This is a genomic window from Rhodanobacter sp. G1 (assembly GCF_055397855.1).
On the sequence record NZ_AP039674.1, the window covers coordinates 1,498,629 to 1,517,063 of the forward strand.

11 protein-coding genes are annotated in these 18,435 nt (G+C 68.5%); 3 read left to right on the plus strand and 8 right to left on the minus strand.

Features of this window, described 5'->3' with window-relative positions; genetic code table 11:
- Positions 1 to 5 precede the first annotated feature (5 nt).
- The 5 genes from recD to ACZ5Z2_RS06755 form a co-directional block, all read right to left on the minus strand.
- On the minus strand, positions 6 to 1,985 hold the full coding sequence (recD, locus tag ACZ5Z2_RS06735; RefSeq protein ID WP_464761180.1) for an exodeoxyribonuclease V subunit alpha: 1,980 nt from the start codon (positions 1,983 to 1,985) through the stop codon (positions 6 to 8).
- Entirely contained in the window at positions 1,975 to 5,736 is a 3,762-nt protein-coding gene (gene recB, locus ACZ5Z2_RS06740) for an exodeoxyribonuclease V subunit beta (RefSeq protein ID WP_464761181.1), read from the minus strand. The genes recD and recB overlap by 11 nt, the downstream gene beginning before the upstream one ends.
- A complete protein-coding gene (gene recC, locus ACZ5Z2_RS06745) occupies positions 5,733 to 9,212 on the minus strand; it encodes an exodeoxyribonuclease V subunit gamma (RefSeq protein ID WP_464761182.1) in 3,480 nt (1,159 codons plus the stop codon). The genes recB and recC overlap by 4 nt, the downstream gene beginning before the upstream one ends.
- Positions 9,213 to 9,389: 177 nt before the next feature.
- Positions 9,390 to 9,755 carry a YXWGXW repeat-containing protein gene (locus ACZ5Z2_RS06750; protein WP_464761183.1) on the minus strand — a complete coding sequence of 122 codons (366 nt, stop codon included), beginning with the start codon at positions 9,753 to 9,755 and terminating at the stop codon, positions 9,390 to 9,392.
- A gap of 137 nt (positions 9,756 to 9,892) precedes the next feature.
- Positions 9,893 to 10,237 (minus strand): YXWGXW repeat-containing protein, encoded by a 345-nt coding sequence (locus tag ACZ5Z2_RS06755; protein WP_464761184.1) that lies wholly within the window; start codon positions 10,235 to 10,237, stop codon positions 9,893 to 9,895.
- Between the two features lie 178 nt (positions 10,238 to 10,415).
- On the opposite strand from ACZ5Z2_RS06755, the gene ACZ5Z2_RS06760 reads away from it, so the two are divergent.
- From ACZ5Z2_RS06760 to ACZ5Z2_RS06770, 3 genes are all read left to right on the plus strand, one after another.
- On the plus strand, positions 10,416 to 14,072 hold the full coding sequence (locus ACZ5Z2_RS06760) for a methylmalonyl-CoA mutase family protein (protein ID WP_464761185.1): 3,657 nt from the start codon (positions 10,416 to 10,418) through the stop codon (positions 14,070 to 14,072).
- Between the two features lie 247 nt (positions 14,073 to 14,319).
- Positions 14,320 to 14,736, plus strand: a complete 417-nt coding sequence (locus tag ACZ5Z2_RS06765) for a hypothetical protein (RefSeq protein ID WP_464761186.1) — start codon at positions 14,320 to 14,322, stop codon at positions 14,734 to 14,736.
- A 202-nt stretch (positions 14,737 to 14,938) separates the two neighbouring features.
- Positions 14,939 to 16,315, plus strand: coding sequence for a hypothetical protein (locus tag ACZ5Z2_RS06770; protein ID WP_464761187.1), 1,377 nt, complete (start codon positions 14,939 to 14,941; stop codon positions 16,313 to 16,315).
- Between the two features lie 186 nt (positions 16,316 to 16,501).
- Here the strand turns inward: ACZ5Z2_RS06770 and ACZ5Z2_RS06775 are convergent, their stop codons facing one another.
- The 3 genes from ACZ5Z2_RS06775 to ACZ5Z2_RS06785 all read right to left on the minus strand — a co-directional run bounded on the left by ACZ5Z2_RS06775 (position 16,502) and on the right by ACZ5Z2_RS06785 (position 18,267).
- Positions 16,502 to 17,407: a hypothetical protein gene (locus ACZ5Z2_RS06775; protein ID WP_464761188.1), complete on the minus strand. Its 906-nt coding sequence runs from the start codon at positions 17,405 to 17,407 to the stop codon at positions 16,502 to 16,504.
- 55 nt (positions 17,408 to 17,462) lie between these two features.
- Positions 17,463 to 17,735 (minus strand): hypothetical protein, encoded by a 273-nt coding sequence (locus tag ACZ5Z2_RS06780; protein ID WP_464761189.1) that lies wholly within the window; start codon positions 17,733 to 17,735, stop codon positions 17,463 to 17,465.
- Positions 17,736 to 17,820: 85 nt separating this feature from the next.
- Entirely contained in the window at positions 17,821 to 18,267 is a 447-nt protein-coding gene (locus tag ACZ5Z2_RS06785) for a flavodoxin family protein (RefSeq protein ID WP_464761190.1), read from the minus strand.
- Positions 18,268 to 18,435: the final 168 nt, after the last annotated feature.

Here is an 18,435-nt window from a genome sequence, read left to right on the forward strand (position 1 = left end):
GGATTTTACGGGGCGGCCGGGTGGGGCGCAAGCCGCTCGGCCAGGCCGGAGTGGCGCCGGGTGCGGCGGGCGATGGCCTGCTCCACGATGGCGGCGCTGCCGAGCAGGCTGAAGCGGCGGCGGGCGCGGGTGATCGCGGTGTAGAGCAGTTCGCGGCCGAGCACGCCGTTGGGATCGGGCGGCAGCAGCAGGGCGGTGTGCCCGAACTCGGAGCCCTGCGACTTGTGCACGGTCAGCGCCCAGGCGGTTTCCGCGTCGGCCAGCCGCGCGGGCGGGACGAAGCGCAGCTTTTGCGGGCCGCCGCTGCGATCCGGGGCGGCGAGGAAGGCCACCATCAGCCGAGTGCCGTTGCCGCCATCGGCGGCGGGCAGGCGCAGGCACAGGCCGACGTCGCCGTTCATCAGGCCGAGGCCGTAGTCGTTGCGGGTGAGCAGCACCGGGCGGCCTTCGTACCAGTCCGAGCCGTCGAAGGCATGGCCGTCGTCGATCAGCCCGCGTGCGCGCAACGCCGCGGCGAGCTGCCGGTTCAGCCCGTCCACGCCGTGCGGGCCGCGCCGCAGCGCGCACAGCAGCTGGAAGCGGTTGAAGGCCTCCAGCGCGCCGCGCGCCCAGTCCGCGTGCGCCGCCTCGCCGGCATCGCTGGCCGGGCGGTGCGCGCGCAGCCATTCGAGATAATGGCGGTAGCCGCAAGCGTCGCTGCCGTCCGATGCGACCGAGCCGTCGATGGCCAGCGCTGCCAGCGTGGCGGTGTCCGCGTCGCGTTGCCAGGCAAGGTCGGCTGCGGGTGCCTGCAACAGCGCCAGTACGGCGGATGCGTCGCCCGCGTTCACCGCCTGCGCCAACCGGCCGATGCCACTGTCGGCACCGAAGCGGTGGCTGTCGCGCAGCATCGCGATGTGCTGGTCGAGCGGTTGCGCGTCGGCCTGCACGAAGGCCGCGACGTCGTCGCCGGTGGTCGTGGCGATCCACTGCGCGGTGGCGTCGTCGTAGTGGCCGGCTTCCGCGCGCCGGCACAGGTCGCCCAGCACCGCGCCGGCTTCCACCGAGGAGAGCTGATCCTTGTCGCCGAGCAGGATCAGCCGCGCCGATGCCGGCAGCGCATCGAGCACCGCGGCCAGCATTTCCAGGTCGACCATCGAGGCCTCGTCGATCACCAGCACGTCGAGATGCAGGGGATTGCGGCGGTCGTGGCGGTAGCGGCGCGTGTCCGGCCGCGCGCCCAGCAGGCGGTGCAGGGTGAGCACCTCGGACGGGATGGCCGCGCGCACGGCGTCGTCCACGTCCAGGTGCGCGAGCTGCGCGGCGATGGAGGCGTTGAGCCGCGCAGCGGCCTTGCCGGTGGGCGCGGCGAGGCGGATGCGCAACGGCTGCGCATGGTCGCGCAGTCGCAGCGTCTGCAGCAGGCCGAGCAGACGCACCACGGTGGTGGTCTTGCCGGTGCCGGGGCCGCCGGTGATCACGCCGAAGGCGCTGCGCGCGGCCAGCGCGCAGGCGATGCGTTGCCAGTCGGGCGACGCGGCGTCGGGGAACAGCCGCGCGAGTTCGGCGGCGAAGTGCGCGGCGGGCGCCTCGTTGCGCGCCACGCGAGCCAGGATGCCCTGCGCCACGCTGCGCTCGTGGTTCCAGTTGCGGCGCAGGTAGAGTCGCGTGCCGTCCAGCACCAGCGGCGCATCGGCCGGTTCGCCATCGCCGTTCGCGGCGAGCAAGGGCGAAGCGGGCAGGCGCAGGGCGTCGCCGTCGTGCAGCGAGTCGGCGAGCGCGCGCCAGTCCTCGGGCCAGTCCTGTTCCTGCGCCAGCGCGGGCAGCATGTCGAGATCGAGGCAGAGGTGGCCGTCGGCCAGCTGCCGGCTGAGCAGGGCGGCCAGCCACAGCAGCGCGGGCGCGAGTTGCGCGTCGCGTTCGGCGAGGAAGCGCGCGAAGGCGACGTCCAGCGGGCGCAGGCGCTGCTGTTCCAGCGCGCGGTCGAACAAGGCGTCAGGCCGCATGGGTGGAGCCTCCCGTGGCGAACAGGCGATCCAGTGCATCGACCAGCGCGAACGGCAGGCGCTCGCCATGCACGCCGTGGCCTTCGCCGTCCACGCCGCGCAGGTAGAGGTAGAGCACGCCGCCCATGTGGCATTCGTAGTCGTAGCCGGGCAGGCGCGCCTTGAGCTGGCGGTGCAGCGCCAGCGTGTAGATCGCGTACTGCAGGTCGTAGCGGCTGTGCAGCACCGAGTCGCGCATGGCTTCGTCGGTGTAGGCCGCGGCATGGCCGCCCAGCCAATTGGATTTGTAGTCGGCCACGTACCAGCGGCCTGCGTGCTCGAACACCAGGTCGATGAAGCCCTTGAGCAGGCCGTTGACGTGGTTGGGCGGCAACGCGGGACGCGCCGCGCCATCCAGCGTGTACGCGCTCACGAGGCGATCCAATGCGGATGACGTGACGTGGTTGGCCTCGAACCAGAACTCCAGTTCGGCGCGATAGCGCGCGGGATCGCCGAGCGCGGCCAGCGGCATCGCGCCGCCGTCGGGCAAGGCCAGCGGCGTGCGCAGCAGCGCGGGCAGCCAGGCCGTCAGCGGCTTGATCCAGGCTTGCCAGCCGCGCGCCTGGCAGCGTCGCGCGATGGTGTCGCGCAGGCCGGCGGAAGGCGCGGCGGCGCGCGCGAAGCCTTCGTCGGCACAGCTTTCCAGCAGGTCGTGCAGGAAGGTGCCGGCGTTGGCGCCGCGATGGAAGGCGTGGATGCCGTGCACCTCCGTGTCGGCCGCTTCCGCATTGCCTGCGGCGACGTTCTCGGCGAGCGTGGCCTGGTTGGCGGTCTCGGGCGCGTGGCGTGGTGCCGCGCCGTCGTCGCTGTGCGCCAGCGCGCTGTAGCTGGCGATCCACCATGGCTCGGCCGGCTTCAGCGGGAAGCTGCGCGCGGGGCGGGCGAGGATGGTTGCCGTGGCGCCGTGGTGACGGCGTTCGTCGGCGGGCTCGACCAGTTCGGTGACCTGGATGGATGTGCCCTCGCCGGCGAGCGCGCGCACGCGCGCCAGCAATTCGCCGGGCGGGATGGGTTGGCCGCCCGCGAGCACGTAACCGAACGCGGACTTGTGCAGGTCGGAATCCTTCCTGTTGCCGTGCTTGAGGTTGGCCACGCCCAGCCAGCAGGCGTGGCGGGCACGGGTGAGCGCCACGTAGAGCAGGCGCAGGTCTTCCTGCAGGCGTTCGCGGTCGGCTTCGCGCAGGGCGTCTTCGCCGGGCTGCAGGTCGAGCTGCGCGCGGCCTTCGCCGTCGCGCACCTGCACGGCCTTGCCGGCGTCCACCTCGCGGAAGCCGCAGGCGAAGGGCAGCAGCACCACGGGATATTCCAGTCCCTTGGACTTGTGCACGGTCACCAGCTTGACCAGCGCCGCTTCGCTTTCCAGTCGCACCAGTTGCGCCTCCGCGCTTTCGCCGCTGCCGGGGCTGGCGATCTGCGCGGCAAGGAAGCGGATCAGCGCGTGCTCGCCGTCCAGCCCGGTGGCGGCCTGCTGCAGCAGTTCGGCCAGGTGCAGCAGGTTGGTGAGTGCGCGTTCGCCGCCGTCGCGGGCGAGCAGGCGCGCGGGCAGGTCGAGGCGGTGCAGCAGTTCGTGCAGCATCGCCAGCACGCCGTGGCGCTGCCACAGCGCATGCGACTGGCGGAAGTGTTCGTCGCAGGCTTCGCGTGCGGCGTCGTCGCCGTCGAGGCTGGCCAGTTCGGCGAGGCTGCGCGCCATGCTGGGCGTGGCCAGCGCTGCGCGCATGGCGCGGTCGTCGCCGGGACGTGCGCAGGCATGCAGCCAGCGCAGCAGGTCGGCGGCCTCGTCGCTGGCATATACCGACTGCTGGTCGGACAGGTAGACGTGGGCGAGTCCGCGCCGGCGCAGGGCCTCGGCCATCGCGGCGGCGTCGTCCTTGTCGCGCACCAGGATGGCGACGTCGCCGGGCTGCAGCGGCGCGAACGCACCGTCCTCCGCCATGAAGCCGCAGCGGCCGGCTTGCGCGGCGTCCAGCCAGGCGACCAGTTGCGCGGCCGCGTGGCTCGCCATGCTTTCGCGCCATGCGCTCATGCTGGCGGGTTCGGTGGACGGATGGACGGCCATCTGCATCGCGGGCAGCGGTGCGCCATCGAGAAGCAGGACTTCGCGGCGGCCCTTGGCCTTCACCGCGACGAAGGGCAACTCGCTGCCGAAGCAGAACGCGCCTTGCGGCTGCATGTCCGCCTGCTCGAACACGCGGTTCACCGCGGCCACCAGAGCCCTGGTGGAGCGATGGTTGGTGTCCAGCGTCCAGTGCGGCCGGGCGGCGCTCTCGCGGGCGCGCAGGTAGGTGTGGATGTCCGCGCCGCGGAAGCCGTAGATCGCCTGCTTGGGGTCGCCGATCAGCAGCAGAGCGGTGTCGTCGTGCCCGCCGTAAATGCGCTGCAGGCTGCGCCATTGCAGCGGATCGGTGTCCTGGAATTCGTCCACCAGCGCCACCGGGTACTGCGCGGCGATGGTGCGCGCCAGCGCGTCGCCGTTGGCGCCGTGCAGGGCGGCGGCGAGGCGCTTCAGCATGTCGTCGAAGCCGAGCAGGGCGCGCGCGCGGCGGGTTTCGTCGAGGCGCTGCGCGATCCAGGCGGCGGCGTGGGCGAGCAGCAGCGGCTGGAGCGCGTCGGTGCCGGCCCGCGCCGCCAGCACGGCGTCGATGGCGGCGAAGAACGCATGCGTGGGCGTGGACTGGTTCTTGCGCGTCGCGCTCTGCAGCTTGGCGGTGGAGTGGCGTTCCAGCGTCTTGGCCTTGGCGAGTTCGTCGACACTGGATAACTCGCTGCGCTCGCCCCTGCGGGGCCGCCCTTCGGGCGTTCTGCGCGCTTCGCACTTGTCCGGTCTGCGCCGGGATGACGTTGAGGGAGCTTGGTGGGTATCGCCAGCCCATGCGTCGAAAGCGGCGTGGTCGGCAGCCAGCGTGGCGGGCTTGTAGCTGGCGGCGTTGAGTACGCCGTGCTCCATCGCATCGCGCATCAATTGCGCGATTTCCTTGCCTTGCTTGTGCCAGAGCGTGCATGCCCGTGCTTCGGCATCGCGCAGCGATGCGGCAGCCGCATCCAGCGCTTCGGCAGGATCGGCGATGGCCGGCACCGGCTGGCCACCTAGACGCAAGGCATCGGGTGCGCCGGCAAGCAGCGGTTTGACGGCGCGGCGCAGCGCGTCGGGCTCCTTCCATTGCCGCGCGACCAGTGCGGCGGCGTCGCGATCCAGCGGAAAGAAGAAGCGTCGCCAGTAGTCGCGCACGGCTTCGGCCAGCAGCTCGCCTTCGTCGGCGATGCCGTCCTCGCTGACCGCCTCGCCGCTGTCGAAGGCGTGCTGCACCAGCATGCGCTGGCACCAGCCGTGGATGGTGAACACCGCGGCCTCGTCCATCCACTGCGCGGCGAGTTCGAGCCTGCGTGCGGCGGCGGCGCGCGCTTCGCCGTCCGGGTATTCGGCGATCAGCGCCTGCAGGAAATCGTCGGCCGCGCGCTGGCCGCGGAAGGCACCGGCGGCCTCGGCGAGCCGCTCGCGGATGCGCTCGCGCAGCTCCGCGGTGGCGGCCTTGGTGAAGGTCATCACCAGAATCTGCGCGGGCAGCAGCGCTTCGGCGCGGCCGTGGCCGAGCACCAGGCGCAGGTACAGCGCGGCGATGGTCCAGGTCTTGCCGGTGCCGGCGCTGGCCTCGATGAGTTGCGTGCCGGCCAGCGGCAGTTGCAGCGGGGACAGCGGCTGGGGCGCGTTCATGCGGCGCCTCCGTCGTTGCGCGCGGCGCTGAGCAGCGGCCGGTACAGGTGCAGCCACTGCTCGAAGCCGGCGGCGTGCAGCGCGTCGAAGTCCGGCCACTCGCGCTGCAGGCAGATGTCGTCCTCCACTTCGCCGCGGCCATGTTGATGCCCGGCGCGGTCGTAGCTTTGGCGTGCGGCGCTGGCGGGATGCTTCCGCTTGTCGTCCGCAAGGTTCCGGTTGGCGGCTTCGACCCGCAGCCAGGCGAACGCCGTCCTGCGTGCGATGGGCAGCGGCGACTGCATGCCGGCGCGCAGCGCGGCGAGCAGTTCGTCGAGCAGGGCGGCGGCCTCGCCGGCGGCGAGCGGCGGCAGCGTCAGCGTGGTGTCGGGGCCGACGAGGTGGCTGGTGAGCCGCAGCGCGTGGGCGTTGGCGAGCAGGTGCGCCACCCACGCGTCGAGCAGCTTGTCGTGGCGCACGGCGCCATCCTTTGCCAGTGTGCTGGCCGTGGCGAGCAGGCGCACGTGGCCGCCTTCGCCGTCGTCGCGCAGGTCGTCCAGCCAGTCCTCGATGCGCAGGCCATGCGCTTCGTGGCCAAGTTCGCGCATGCCGGCGGCGTACGGCCAGCGCGCGTCGAGTGCACGCCAAGCGCTGCCGGCGGCGTGCGCGGCCTGTTCGACGGGTTCCAGCGCCAGCGTGCCGAAGCTGCCGGGCGGCAGGCCACCCTGTTCGCGCAGGCGTTGCGCGGCGTAGGGCAGCGCGTCCGTGCCGGCATCCATGGCGGTGCGCAGCAGGGCATCGGTGGCCTGGTGGCGTTCGAGGCCGTCGAGCGCGAAAGCCTCGTGCTCCGTATCGGCGTCGTCAAGCATGTCGAAGCGCACGCCGAGGCGCGTGGCGTAGAAGGTCTTCGCGGGCGACCTGAGGAAGCGTTGCAGCAGGCCGAGGTCGAGCGCGGCCTCCGGTTGCCATGCGGGCAACGGCGCGGCGTCGCCCAGGGGCACGGACTGGCGTGCGCGTTGCCACTCGCGGGCATAGGTGAACAGGCGCGGGTCGGCACTGGCGTCGAAGTAGCGCTGGCTGAAGGCCTGCAGCGGGTAGTGGGTGGTGAGCGCGTCGGGCAGGCTGGCGTCGCCCGCGCAGCGCCAGCCGGCGGCAAGGTAGTCGCGCAACTGGCCCACCAGCACCGAAGGCGGCAGCTCGGCGTTGTCGCGAGCGCTGCGGCCCATCCAGCTCACGTGCAGCGCGTCGCGGGCGGAGAGCAGGGCTTCGAGGAACAGGTAGCGGTCGTCCTCGCGGCGCGAGCGGTCGCCGGGTCGCTGCTGCTTCGGCAGCGCCATCAGGTCGAAGTCGGGCGCGTCGTGGCGGCGCGGGTAGTCGCCGTCGTTCATGCCGAGCAGGCAGACCACGCGGAACGGGATCGCGCGCATCGGCAGCAGGGTGCCGAAGCTCACCGCGCCGCCGAGGAAGCGCTGCGACAGCCGGCTTTCGTCGATGGCGGCGAGCCAGTGCTCGCGCACCACGGTCAGCGGCAGCGCACCGTCGAAGTTGGCGTCGAGGCAGGATTGCTCCCAGACGGCGAGTGCGTCGGCCAGGCGTTGCAGGGTCAGTGCGTCATCGTCGTCGCGTCCCGCGTCGAAAATGTCCGCGAGCAGTCCGCGCAGGCGGCCCGCCCATTGCGCGGGCGTGGCCGGCATGGCGAACGTGCGCCAGCCGTGTTCCAGCCGTTCGAGCAGCATGGCGAGCGGGCCGACCAGCGCGGCGTCGAGGCCGCCCACCTCGGCGTAGGGCGCGATGCCGTGCAGCGACGCGCCCTCGCCCACGGCGTAGCCCAGCAGCATGCGGCGCAGGCCGAAGCGCCAGCTGTTCTGTTCCTCGGGCGGCAGGCCCAGGCTTTCCTTCTGCGCGCCGTCCAGGCCCCAGCGGATGCCGGCGCCTTCGATCCAACGGCGCAGCACGGGGAGGTCGGCCTCGTCCAGGCGGAAGCGGCGGCGCAGCGCGGGTGCGTCGAGCAGGTCGAGGATGTCGCCTGCGGCGAAGCGCGACTCGGGCAGGCGCAGCAGCTGCTCCAGCGCCACCAGCAGCGGCGCGCTGCCGCGCGCGGGGCGGTCGGCGATGCTGCACGGCAGGTGGCGCGGATCGTCTGGCAGGATGCGGCCGAACACGGCCTGCACGTGCGGCGCGTAGGTCTGGATGTCCGGCACCATCACCATCACGTCGCGCGGCGCCAGCGGTCGGCCCTCGCGTGCGGCACGCTCGAACAGCGCCAGCAGTTCGTCGTGCAGGATCTCCACCTCGCGCTGCGGGTTGTGCGCCACGTGGAAGCGCAGCGATTCGTCGCCGTCGTTCCACTCCTGACGTTGCGCGGGATCGGCGGGCAGCGGTTCGAGGTCGAGGATGGCCTGCTGCACCTGGTGCAGCAGCGTGTCGCGGCCGGGATCGGCGAACAGGTCGATGTCGCGGTTCAGCGCGGCGAAGCGCGCGCGGTAGATCTCCGGCGCGTCGAAGCCGTCGAGCAGGCGGATGTAGTCGCGGCCCTGCTTGCCCCAGGCGGCGAGCAGCGGGTTGGCGTGCAGGTGCAGTTCCTCGTACTGCGGTGTTTCCGGCGCGCCGGGCTTGGCCGTCTGGCGATGCCGCTCGGCCTTGAGCAGTTCGCGATCCTCGACGATGTCGGCCCAGTAGTGCCGGCACGGATTGGTCACCAGCAGGAACACCTGGCACACGCGGCCCAGCGCGGTGAGTGCCTCCAGCGTCTGCTGCGGCAGCGAGGAAATGCCGAACACCACGATGCGTCTGGGCAGCGCGGCCGGCCGCGCCTCCAGCACGGCGGCGCGCGCGAGGAAGGCGCGATGCACGGCGGCGCGGTGGTTGTCGCGTTGCGTGGAGCCCACGTCGCGCAGCAGCGCGCGCCACAGCTGCGCCTGCCAGCGCTGCGTGGCGGGCAACGGCAGGCGTTGCCCGCGCGGATCGCGCAGCGCGTCGCGGTCGTGTTCCCAGTCCTCCAGCCAGTCGGCGCGGTAGACCTGGTACTGGTCGAACAGGTCGGCGACCTGCCGCGCGAGCTGGAACAGCTTGACGGGATCGACACGGCCCTCGCCCAGAAAGTGGCGCAAGGGCGCGAAGGCTTCGTCGCCCAGCTGCGCGGGCAGCAGGCGCATCAGGCGCCAGGCGAGGCGCGACTTGTCGAACGGCGAATCCGCCGGCACCGCCTCGCGGCCCAGCACGGCGCGGTACGCGCGCCACAGGAAGCGGCCGGGCAGCTGCATGTCCACCGCCGCGCTGATGCCCATGCCGCCCGCCTCGCGCGGGCGCGCCAGCGCCAGCTTCAGCCACTGCGCGATGCCGTTGCTCTGCACCAGCATCAGCTCGTCTTCCAGCGGTGCCAGCGGCGCGCGCGCCAGCCATTCGGCCAGCAGGTCGCGCAGGTCTTCCAGGCGGTTGCCGTGCACGACCATCAGGCCGGGCTGGATGTCTTCCGTGAGGGGCGGGGGTGTCGGCATCCGTCGATTTTGCCGTCCTTTGGTCTCGCCGTCTGCGACCGTCCTGAAGACGGCGCCGGGAGGCGGGTTGCAAAAACGAAACGGCCCGGAATGCCCGGGCCGTTTCCTTGAACCGTGCGGCCATGGATGGCCGCCCGTGTGATCTTCGCGATCAGGGGTGATCGAAAAGATACGGCTTCAGCCGTTCACCCACACGCCCACGCGGAAGTGCCAGCCGTCGCGACGTTGCTCCCAATGCGGATGAACGTAATGGTAGCCGGGGCGGATGGCCTCCCAGTGCCCGGCCACACCGACGTAGCGGTGCCCGTTCCAGCGCCAGTAGCCGCGTGTCCAGATGAAGCCGGGACGCGGCGGCGGCACCATTTCCACGATGGGCGGCGGCGGGGGCTGCGGCGCGATCACTTCTTCCACCACTACCCGCGGCGGGGGCGGTGGCGCGTAGACCACCCGGTGCGGACGCGGCGGCGGTTCGACCACGCAACCCGCGGCGGAGAGGGCTGCGACGGCGACAATCAACAAGCTTGCGAGACGGTGAGACGGCATGAGGTTCCTCCCTCGTTTGGTGTGATGGGCCAAGACCGCACGACGTTGCCGCGCCGCGAAGTGATGGGAGTCTAGAGGCGATTGCCGCGACGGAAAGCGGCGGCGCACGGCCGGTTCCGTCGCAGGTTGTTGCGCGTTCAGTGCGCCCAGTAACCCTGGTTGAAATGCCAGCGTCCGCGTGGGCCATGCACCCAGTGCGGCGGCAGGTAGTGCCAGCCCGGCCGCGCGTGCATCCAGCGGCCAGCCACCCACACGTGGCGATGCATGCGCGGATTCCACATCCAGTAACCCGGCGCCCAGACGTAACCCAAACGCGGCGCCGGCACCGCCTCGAAGCGCGGCGGCGGTGGCGGCATGCCGATGCCCACGCCCACGCCGATCGACACCTGCGGCGCCGCCTGCGCGGCCGGCGTGGCGACGAAGCCGGCGCTGGCCAACGCCAGGCCGGCAGACAGCATCAGGGTGGAAGACTTGCGGCTCATCGTGCTCTCCATGGTCGTCGCGAAAGGCGGCGTGCAGTACGAGAAACGCCGCTTGGCGGAAGGGTGTTGACGCGGCCTCGATGAGGCGTTCAGGTTCCCGCATGTCGCAGCGCATCAGTGGCGATGCGCTGCGCCGCACTAGAATCGGCGGGTTCAAGCACACGATGTCGGAGTCGCCATGAGTTCCCCCGCCAAGCACGTCCCCGCCGGCGCCCCCCAGGCCGAGACCACCCCGTTGCGCTTCGTCACCGCGGCCAGCCTGTTCGACGGCCACGACGCGGCGATCAACATCATGCGCCGCATCATCCAGAGCCAGGGCGCCGAGGTGATCCACCTGGGCCACAACCGCTCGGTGGAGGACGTGGTGCGCGCGGCATTGCAGGAGGACGCCGACGCCATCGCGCTGTCGTCCTACCAGGGCGGCCACGTCGAGTACTTCAAGTACATGGTCGACATGCTCAAGGAGCGCGGCGCCGCCCACGTGCGCGTGTTCGGCGGCGGTGGCGGCACCATCACGCCGGAGGAGATCAAGGAGCTGCAGGCCTACGGCGTGGAGCGCATCTACCATCCCAACGACGGCATGAAGCTCGGCCTCACCGAGATGATCGAGGACGTCATGCAGCGCGCCGGCCGCGCCGCCGCGCAGCGCGCGCCCGACACCGCCGCGTCCAAGGTGGACGTGGATGACGAGATATCCATCGGCCACATGCTCAGCGCCATCGAAGAGGGCAAGCTCTCCGCCACCGACCTCGACCACCTGCGCAAGCAGTGGAAGCTGGCCGGCAAGGCCACGCCCGTGCTCGGCCTCACCGGCACCGGCGGCGCGGGCAAGTCCAGCGTGGTGGACGAGCTGCTGCTGCGCTTCCTGCACGCCTTCCCGCAGATGCGCATCGCCGTGCTCGCCATCGACCCCACCCGTCGCCGCTCGGGCGGCGCGCTGCTGGGTGACCGCATCCGCATGAATGCGCTGCGCAGCCACCGCGTCTACATGCGCTCCATGGCCACGCGCCGCCAGCACGCCGCCACCAACGAAGTGCTGCACGACTGCATCGACTTCCTCAAGGCGCAGCCCTACGACCTGGTGATAGTGGAAACCGCCGGCATCGGCCAGAGCGATTCGGAGATCGTCGACCTGGTGGATTTCCCGGTCTACGTGATGACCAGCGACTACGGCGCGGCCAGCCAGCTGGAGAAGATCGACATGATCGACTTCGCCGCACTGGTCGTGCTCAACAAGTTCGACAAGCGCGGCGCGGAAGACGCCCTGCGCGACGTGCGCAAGCAGTGGAAGCGCAACCGCACCGCCTTCGCCGTGAAGGACGAGGACGTGCCGGTGTACCCCACCATCGCCAGCCAGTTCAACGACCCCGGCGTCACCTGGATGTTCGCCAACCTGTGCCGGCTGATGCGCGACAAGCTGCACCTGCCCACGGACAAGTGGACGCCGCAGCTCGACACCACGCTCAAGGAGCCGCGCGCCACCGTGCTGATCCCCGGCAGCCGCGTGCGCTACCTCGCCGAGATCGCCGAGCAGGGGCGAGGCATCAACGCCTCCGTGCTCCACCAGGCCGAGGCCGCCAGCAAGGCGCAGCACTACTACGAGTCGCTGAAGGAACTGGGCGACGACAAGCTGCCGAAGCCGCTGGAGCTTTACCACGGCGACGATTTGCATCCCTCTCCCGCCGGGAGAGGGATCGAGGGTGAGGGTACGGCCCTTGCCTCAAGCGCCACGCAAGCCCCGAACCCTCACCCCCAACCCCTCTCCCGAGGGGAGAGGGGAGAGGCGGATCGCACCCTTCTGCTCCTCCGCCAACGCTACAACGCCGCACTGAAGGAACTCACCCACGAGTCCATCCACCTGCTGCGCGACTGGCCCAAGCTGCGCGAGTCCGTCACCACGGACGTCAACGAATACAAGGTGCGCGACAAGACCATCCGCGTCGAGAACTACCGCGTCTCGCTCAGCCACCAGAAGATCCCCAAGGTGGCGCCGCCCAAGACCGAAAGCTGGGGCGACCAGCTCATGTTCCTCGGCAAGGAAAACCTGCCCGGCCACTACCCCTACACCGGTGGCGTGTATCCGTACCGCCGCAGCGGCGAGGATCCCACCCGCATGTTCGCGGGCGAGGGCACGCCCGAGCGCACCAACCGCCGCTTCCATTACCTCAGCCAGGGCGGCGCCGCCACGCGCCTCTCCACCGCGTTCGACTCGGTCACCTTGTACGGCGAAGACCCGGCGCCGCGCCCGGACATCTACGGCAAGATCGGCAACTCCGGCGTCAACATCGCCACGCTGGACGACATGAAGAAGTTGTACTCCGGCTTCGACCTCAGCGCGCCCAGCAGCTCGGTGTCGATGACCATCAACGGCCCCGCGCCGATCATCCTCGCGATGTTCATGAACACCGCGATCGACCAGAACGTGGAGAAGTACCTCAAGGAAGACCCCGCGCGCTGGGCCGAGGCGGAAAAGACCATCGCTGCGATGTACCCCAACGGCCGCCCGCAGTATTCGGGTGAGCTGCCCAAGGGCAACGAAGGCCTGGGCCTCGGCCTGCTTGGCGTCACCGGCAACCAGCTGGTGGATGCGGAGACCTACGCCCGCATCAAGGCCGAAACCCTCAGCAGCGTGCGCGGCACCGTGCAGGCCGACATCCTCAAGGAGGATCAGGCGCAGAACACCTGCATCTTCTCCACCGAATTCGCCCTGCGCATGATGGGCGACATCCAGCAGTACTTCGTGGAGCACAAGGTTCGCAACTTCTACTCCGTCTCCATCTCCGGCTACCACATCGCCGAGGCCGGCGCGAACCCGATCAGCCAGCTCGCCTTCACCCTGAGCAACGGCTTCACCATCGTCGAGTACTACCTCGCGCGCGGCATGAAGATCGACGACTTCGCGCCCAATCTGTCGTTCTTCTTCTCCAACGGCATGGATCCGGAGTACACCGTGATCGGCCGCGTGGCCCGCCGCATCTGGGCTCGCGCCATGCGCGAGCGCTACGGCGCCAGCGCGCGCAGCCAGATGATGAAGTACCACATCCAGACCTCCGGTCGCTCGCTGCACGCGCAGGAAATCCAGTTCAACGACATCCGCACCACGTTGCAGGCGCTGTATGCGCTGTTCGACAACTGCAACAGCCTGCACACCAACGCCTACGACGAAGCCATCACCACGCCCACCGAAGAAAGCGTGCGCCGCGCCGTGGCCATCCAGATGATCATCAACAAGGAGCTGGGCCTCAACTTCAACGAGAACCCCTGGCAGGGCAGCTACATCGTCGAAGAGCTCACCGACCTGGTAGAAGAGGCCGTGTACAAGGAGTTCGAAGCCATCAGCGAGCGCGGCGGCGTGCTCGGCGCCATGGACACCATGTACCAGCGCGGCAAGATCCAGGAAGAGAGCCTGTACTACGAGCACAAGAAGCACGACGGCTCGCTGCCGCTGATCGGCGTCAACACCTTCCTGCCCAAGGACAAGGGCGGCGAGATCGCCACCGAGATCGAGCTGATCCGCTCGACGGAGGAGGAGAAGGGGCAGCAGATCGCCAACGTGCAGGCGTTCCAGAAGGCGCGGAATGTGCTGGCGCCTGCGGGCGAGACGTCACATGCGCATGGCACCGACTCCACCGACGAAGAAGCCTCCGTTCACCCTGAGCGTAGCTCGCCGCAGGCGAGCGGAGTCGAAGGGCACGGCCTGGCCTACCTGCAGAGCACCGCGCGCGAGCGCAAGAACGTCTTCGCGGCGCTGATGGAGGCGGTGAAGACGCATTCGCTGGGGCAGATCAGTCATGCGTTGTATGACGTGGGTGGCGAGTACCGTCGCAACATGTAACGCGCTTTACTCCCTCTCCCCCGGCTGCGCCGGGGGAGAGGGTTGGGGAGAAGGGGAAAGCTCTTGCTTGGTATCGTCTGTCCAGTGGCGATTGATTCCGACGCTTATCTCACTGGAGCAAGCCCATGTCCCGCCTAGTCGAGCAGATCAAGCAGGCCATCGTCGCGTTCGCCGGCTGTAAGACGCCGCCAGCCTTGATCAGCGGCTTGGCACTGGCTGCAATCAGGTGGTACGCGCTACCCGTGACGTGGACTTCCTGGCCGATGTGGACGATGCGGATCGTCTGCACGGCATCCTGCTCGACCTGGGCTATCGCTGTGTGCATTGCAGCGAGGACGCCGCCAACTACCTGCGCGACGACGAAGGTCTGGACCTGCTCTATGCCCACCGTCCCATCGCAAGGCGTCTGCTGGGCGAAGCCAGCGAACGCGCCACGGCGCTAGGCACCCTGCGGGTGATCAGCGCGGAAGGATTGATAGGCTTCAAACTGCAGGCGCTGGTCAACAACCCATCCCGTACCCGCGATCTCGACGACATCCAAGCGTTGTTGCGGGCGCAGCGTGGAAAGCTCAACATGGCCGAGGTACGCGAATACTTTGCGCTGTTCGATCGCACGGAATGGCTCGATGAACTGCTTGCCCAAATTGCCGATGAAGCATCCTGACCGGGTGGCCGAGCCACTGGCCGGGAGCTATGTCGTGTCGGCTCCACTACCTGGGAAGGGGGATCTTTCCGACTGGGTGGAGTTGATGGAGGTGGTGGAGGCGTTGTGTCCGATGTGGCCGGAGAGGGATGGCAGGGGAGAGATGGGGAAGTGCAAGCTTTGAGGGTGGTTTAATTGCCTCCGTCTCCTTATCGCCGCGGTCATGGCTTCGCTCGGCCTGTCGACCCAGGGCGCCACGGGCTACCAGAGCAAGTTTGGCCTCACACTCAAGCCTACGCTCACCCTCATCGAGGGCAACACCGCACCTGTCACGGGGATGACCACCCATGCAGTTTCCGAAACAACCGACACCGCGAATGTCGCGTCGTCCCTTTTGACTGCGCCACCCCTGGCACAACCCACCACTTCGACAACAACGGAGGACGATGCCATGGCAACGTCAGCTTCAACATGGCTTTCCAGCCTAGCATTGGGAGCTGCGGTATCCACCACGGCCGTGGCTACGACCCAAGCGACGCCGATCCTTGCGATGGGCGAATGCCAAACCACCTCCACTGGAACAAATGGACAAGGGACACAACTCGCTCCAACAGTTAATGCCGATACCTACATGACGGAGTATCTGAGCAAGAGCCATCCATCCCTTAAGAAATATGCGGCAGATGGGTATTCCTTCGTAGGGGCCAAGACTCAGATCCTTGTTCACCCAAGGCACGGCCATGTAGTGCCGAGCTACGATGCTCCAACCAATGCTTTTGATAAGGGCTTATATTCTTATCTTGCAGACAAGGATTTCTCGGGAGAAGACACCATCGTTATACAAGTAGAAAAATACGGAATAAAAATCGATATTCATTACACCATCGAAGTTCCAGCCTCATATGAAAATCCCAGTGGCTTGTGCCAGGGCCTGGGCGAATGGAAAATCTCCCAAATCGACGTCACCGGCGCCGATGGCACGCAGCTAGCCTCGACCACCTTCACGCCCTCTAACCCCTTCCAGCCCGACGCGCCCGCGCCACCCGGCCAGCCCCTGCCGCAGTTGCCGCTCGACCTGTCACTGCTGGCGCTGGCCGCCCGCCGCAAGTCGTCGGCCAGCGACTCGTCCTCGGAGACCGCGTCCAATGCCTTGACCCTGACCACGCCGCGCGCCGACGTGACCACTGCCACCACCCTCGCCAATGGCGACTTCGCCAGCAGCACCGGCTGGTCCACCACCGGCTCCGTGAGCCTCGCCAACGGCTCCGCCGTGCTGGACGAAAACCACGTCAGCCAGACGCGCCTGAGCCAGTCGTTCACCCTCGGCGCCAACGACCGATTCCTGCGCTTCACGGTGAGCAACGTCGCCCTGCAAAACCCCGGCGACCGGCTGGAGGATGCCTTCCAGGTCGCTCTGCTCGATGCCGCCACCGGCGCCTCGCTCGCCGGCGCCCTCGACCTCAGCCAGACCGATGCCCTGTTCAACCTGCAGGGCGACGGCAGCGCGCACCTGGCGCAAGGCGTCACCGCCGTCACCAACGCCGACGGCAGCACGACCTACATCGTCGATCTCCACAACGTGCCCACCGGTACCCGATAAGGGGACGGAGGGAATTAAACATCCCCCGGCAGGATGCCGGATCGCCGTGGCCGGCCGCGTGGGCGCAGTCGGGCGGGGCGGCCCAGGGCTTTTTCGATCATGGCCTGGAACTTGGTGTCGCCCAGCGCCCGCACCGTCGGCAGATGGAGGCGAAGATGGTAGGCCATCGCCTGGAGGCCGAGTCTCTTAATTCCCTCCGTCCCTTTTGGTGTCCCTTTTGGCGGGCTGGAAGGCGTCCTCCGGCCGGTCGCCGGGGTTTTGCAGGGCGACGTTGCTCACCGTGAAGTGCAGGAAGCGGTCGTTGGCGCCGAGGGTGAAGGGCCGGCTCAGGCGCGTCTGGCTGGCGGGGTTTTCGCCCAGCACGGCTTCGCCGTTGGCGATGGTCACGGAGCCGGCAGTGGACCAGCCGGTGTTGCTGGCGAAGTCGCCGTTGGTGAGGGTAGTGGCGGTGGTCACGTCGGCGCGCGGTATGGCCAGGGTCAAGGCATGGGATGCCGCATCAGAGGACGTGGTCGTGGCCGACGATTTGCGGCGGGCGGACAGCGCCAGCAGTGACAGGTCGTAGGGCAGGGATGGCAGCGGCTGGCCGGGGTCGGGGGTGGGCAACGGTGACGACTCCATGCCGCTATCCGAGATCTTGAAAGAACCGAAGTTTGGGTGGCCGTCACACCACGGATTGTCATTGGCGATATCCAGAGACGGAAGGCCGTCGAACGACTGAACATCGTAATAAATGGTCACGTCATACTTCTTGTCCCATACGCGCACCGAGAATTTGTCGTGACCGACATATCCTTCATTTGCTACGTAAGTCGTGTTCTCTGCATGCGCGGCTGGGAATGGCTGATTCGGTGCATCAACAGGGGCCGATTCCAGGACTCCGTGCTTCGGCTCGGTGAGAATCTTGATTTGGGCATCATGAAAATCAAAATCTTTGAAAAAGATCTCGGCATTTGTAATTGGAGACAGACCATAGTTGTTGTGTATCGAGCCGAGACCTGAGTCCAGCACATCGCATTCGCCAATGGCATGCTTTTGAAGGTGTGTTGTCACAACCGCCGGCGGCGCCTGCGGTGGGGATGGCATAAACATGGTGTCTCCTGAAGCTGTAAAGGACGGATAAGGACGGATAAGGGGACGGAGGGAATTAAACATCCCCCGGCAGGATACCGGATCGCCGTGGCCGCCCGCGTGGGCGCAGTCGGGCGGGGCGGCCCAGGGCTTTTTCGATCATGGCCTGGAACTTGGTGTCGCCCAGCGCCTGCTCTTGTTCGAGGTGCGCGCGGATGCCCAGCAGTTCGTCCTCGCCGGCGCCTTCGCGCAACCATGTCCAGTAGGCTGCCGTGCGCGCTTGCGAGACGCCACGCTGGGTGACATGGAGGGGATTCCCTGGAAGCTGAAGGCGCGGACGACGTGGCATGTCGCAAGCTTGGCGTCAGGTGAGCGCCCGCACCGTCGGCAGATGGAGGCGAAGACGGTAGGTCATCGCCTGGAGGCCGAGTCTCTTAATTCCCTCCGTCCCTTTTGGCCAACACCTTGGCGTCGAACGCACAGCTTGCACGCGTCGGCTTGCCCAACCGCGCCTGCATGTCTTCGAAGGTGCTTGCGGCACCGCTGCCGCCCATCGTGCAGAAGAACGCCACCATGGACAGGCTCGGCCCGTAGCCCTTGAGGAACCGGCGCATCGGGGCCGCGGCGCGCCCGCCCCAGACCGGTGTCCTAAGCACGATCAGGTCATAGCTATCCAGCGGCACCTTGATCGGGGCGATGGGTGGCAAGGTATTGAGCAGGCGATCGAGCGCTGCCCGCCAGACGGACACGCGGCCCTGCGCCCGCGCGTCCTGGATCGCCACCTCGTCCGCGCCCAGGCGCTGGGCCAGGGCATGGCCCACGCGCGCGGTGGTGCCGCTGCGGCTGTAGTAGACGACGAGCGTGCGGTTGGCGGGTGTCATGGCTTGTCCTCTCCGCCCGGCGAGGTGGTCGTGAGCTCCATGCTGGGGCTGTGGCGGGCGGTGGTGTTGATGAAGGTCAACCGGAAAAGGCCGGGTGCACTGACGGCAATCCCATCGTTGCGTGGCGAGTCGCATGCCAACGATGCGCAGGCCTAGCTTGCCAGCCAG

Excerpts from the sequence above, each read along its gene's own strand:
- recD (WP_464761180.1), bottom strand. The coding sequence starts at position 1,985 with ATGCGGCCTGACGCCTTGTTCGACCGCGCGCTGGAACAGCAGCGCCTG.
- recB (WP_464761181.1), bottom strand. The coding sequence starts at position 5,736 with ATGAACGCGCCCCAGCCGCTGTCCCCGCTGCAACTGCCGCTGGCCGGC.
- recC (WP_464761182.1), bottom strand. The coding sequence starts at position 9,212 with ATGCCGACACCCCCGCCCCTCACGGAAGACATCCAGCCCGGCCTGATG.
- ACZ5Z2_RS06750 (WP_464761183.1), bottom strand. The coding sequence starts at position 9,755 with ATGCCGTCTCACCGTCTCGCAAGCTTGTTGATTGTCGCCGTCGCAGCC.
- ACZ5Z2_RS06755 (WP_464761184.1), bottom strand. The coding sequence starts at position 10,237 with ATGAGCCGCAAGTCTTCCACCCTGATGCTGTCTGCCGGCCTGGCGTTG.
- ACZ5Z2_RS06760 (WP_464761185.1), top strand. The coding sequence starts at position 10,416 with ATGAGTTCCCCCGCCAAGCACGTCCCCGCCGGCGCCCCCCAGGCCGAG.
- ACZ5Z2_RS06770 (WP_464761187.1), top strand. The coding sequence starts at position 14,939 with ATGGCTTCGCTCGGCCTGTCGACCCAGGGCGCCACGGGCTACCAGAGC.
- ACZ5Z2_RS06775 (WP_464761188.1), bottom strand. The coding sequence starts at position 17,407 with ATGTTTATGCCATCCCCACCGCAGGCGCCGCCGGCGGTTGTGACAACA.
- ACZ5Z2_RS06780 (WP_464761189.1), bottom strand. The coding sequence starts at position 17,735 with ATGCCACGTCGTCCGCGCCTTCAGCTTCCAGGGAATCCCCTCCATGTC.
- ACZ5Z2_RS06785 (WP_464761190.1), bottom strand. The coding sequence starts at position 18,267 with ATGACACCCGCCAACCGCACGCTCGTCGTCTACTACAGCCGCAGCGGC.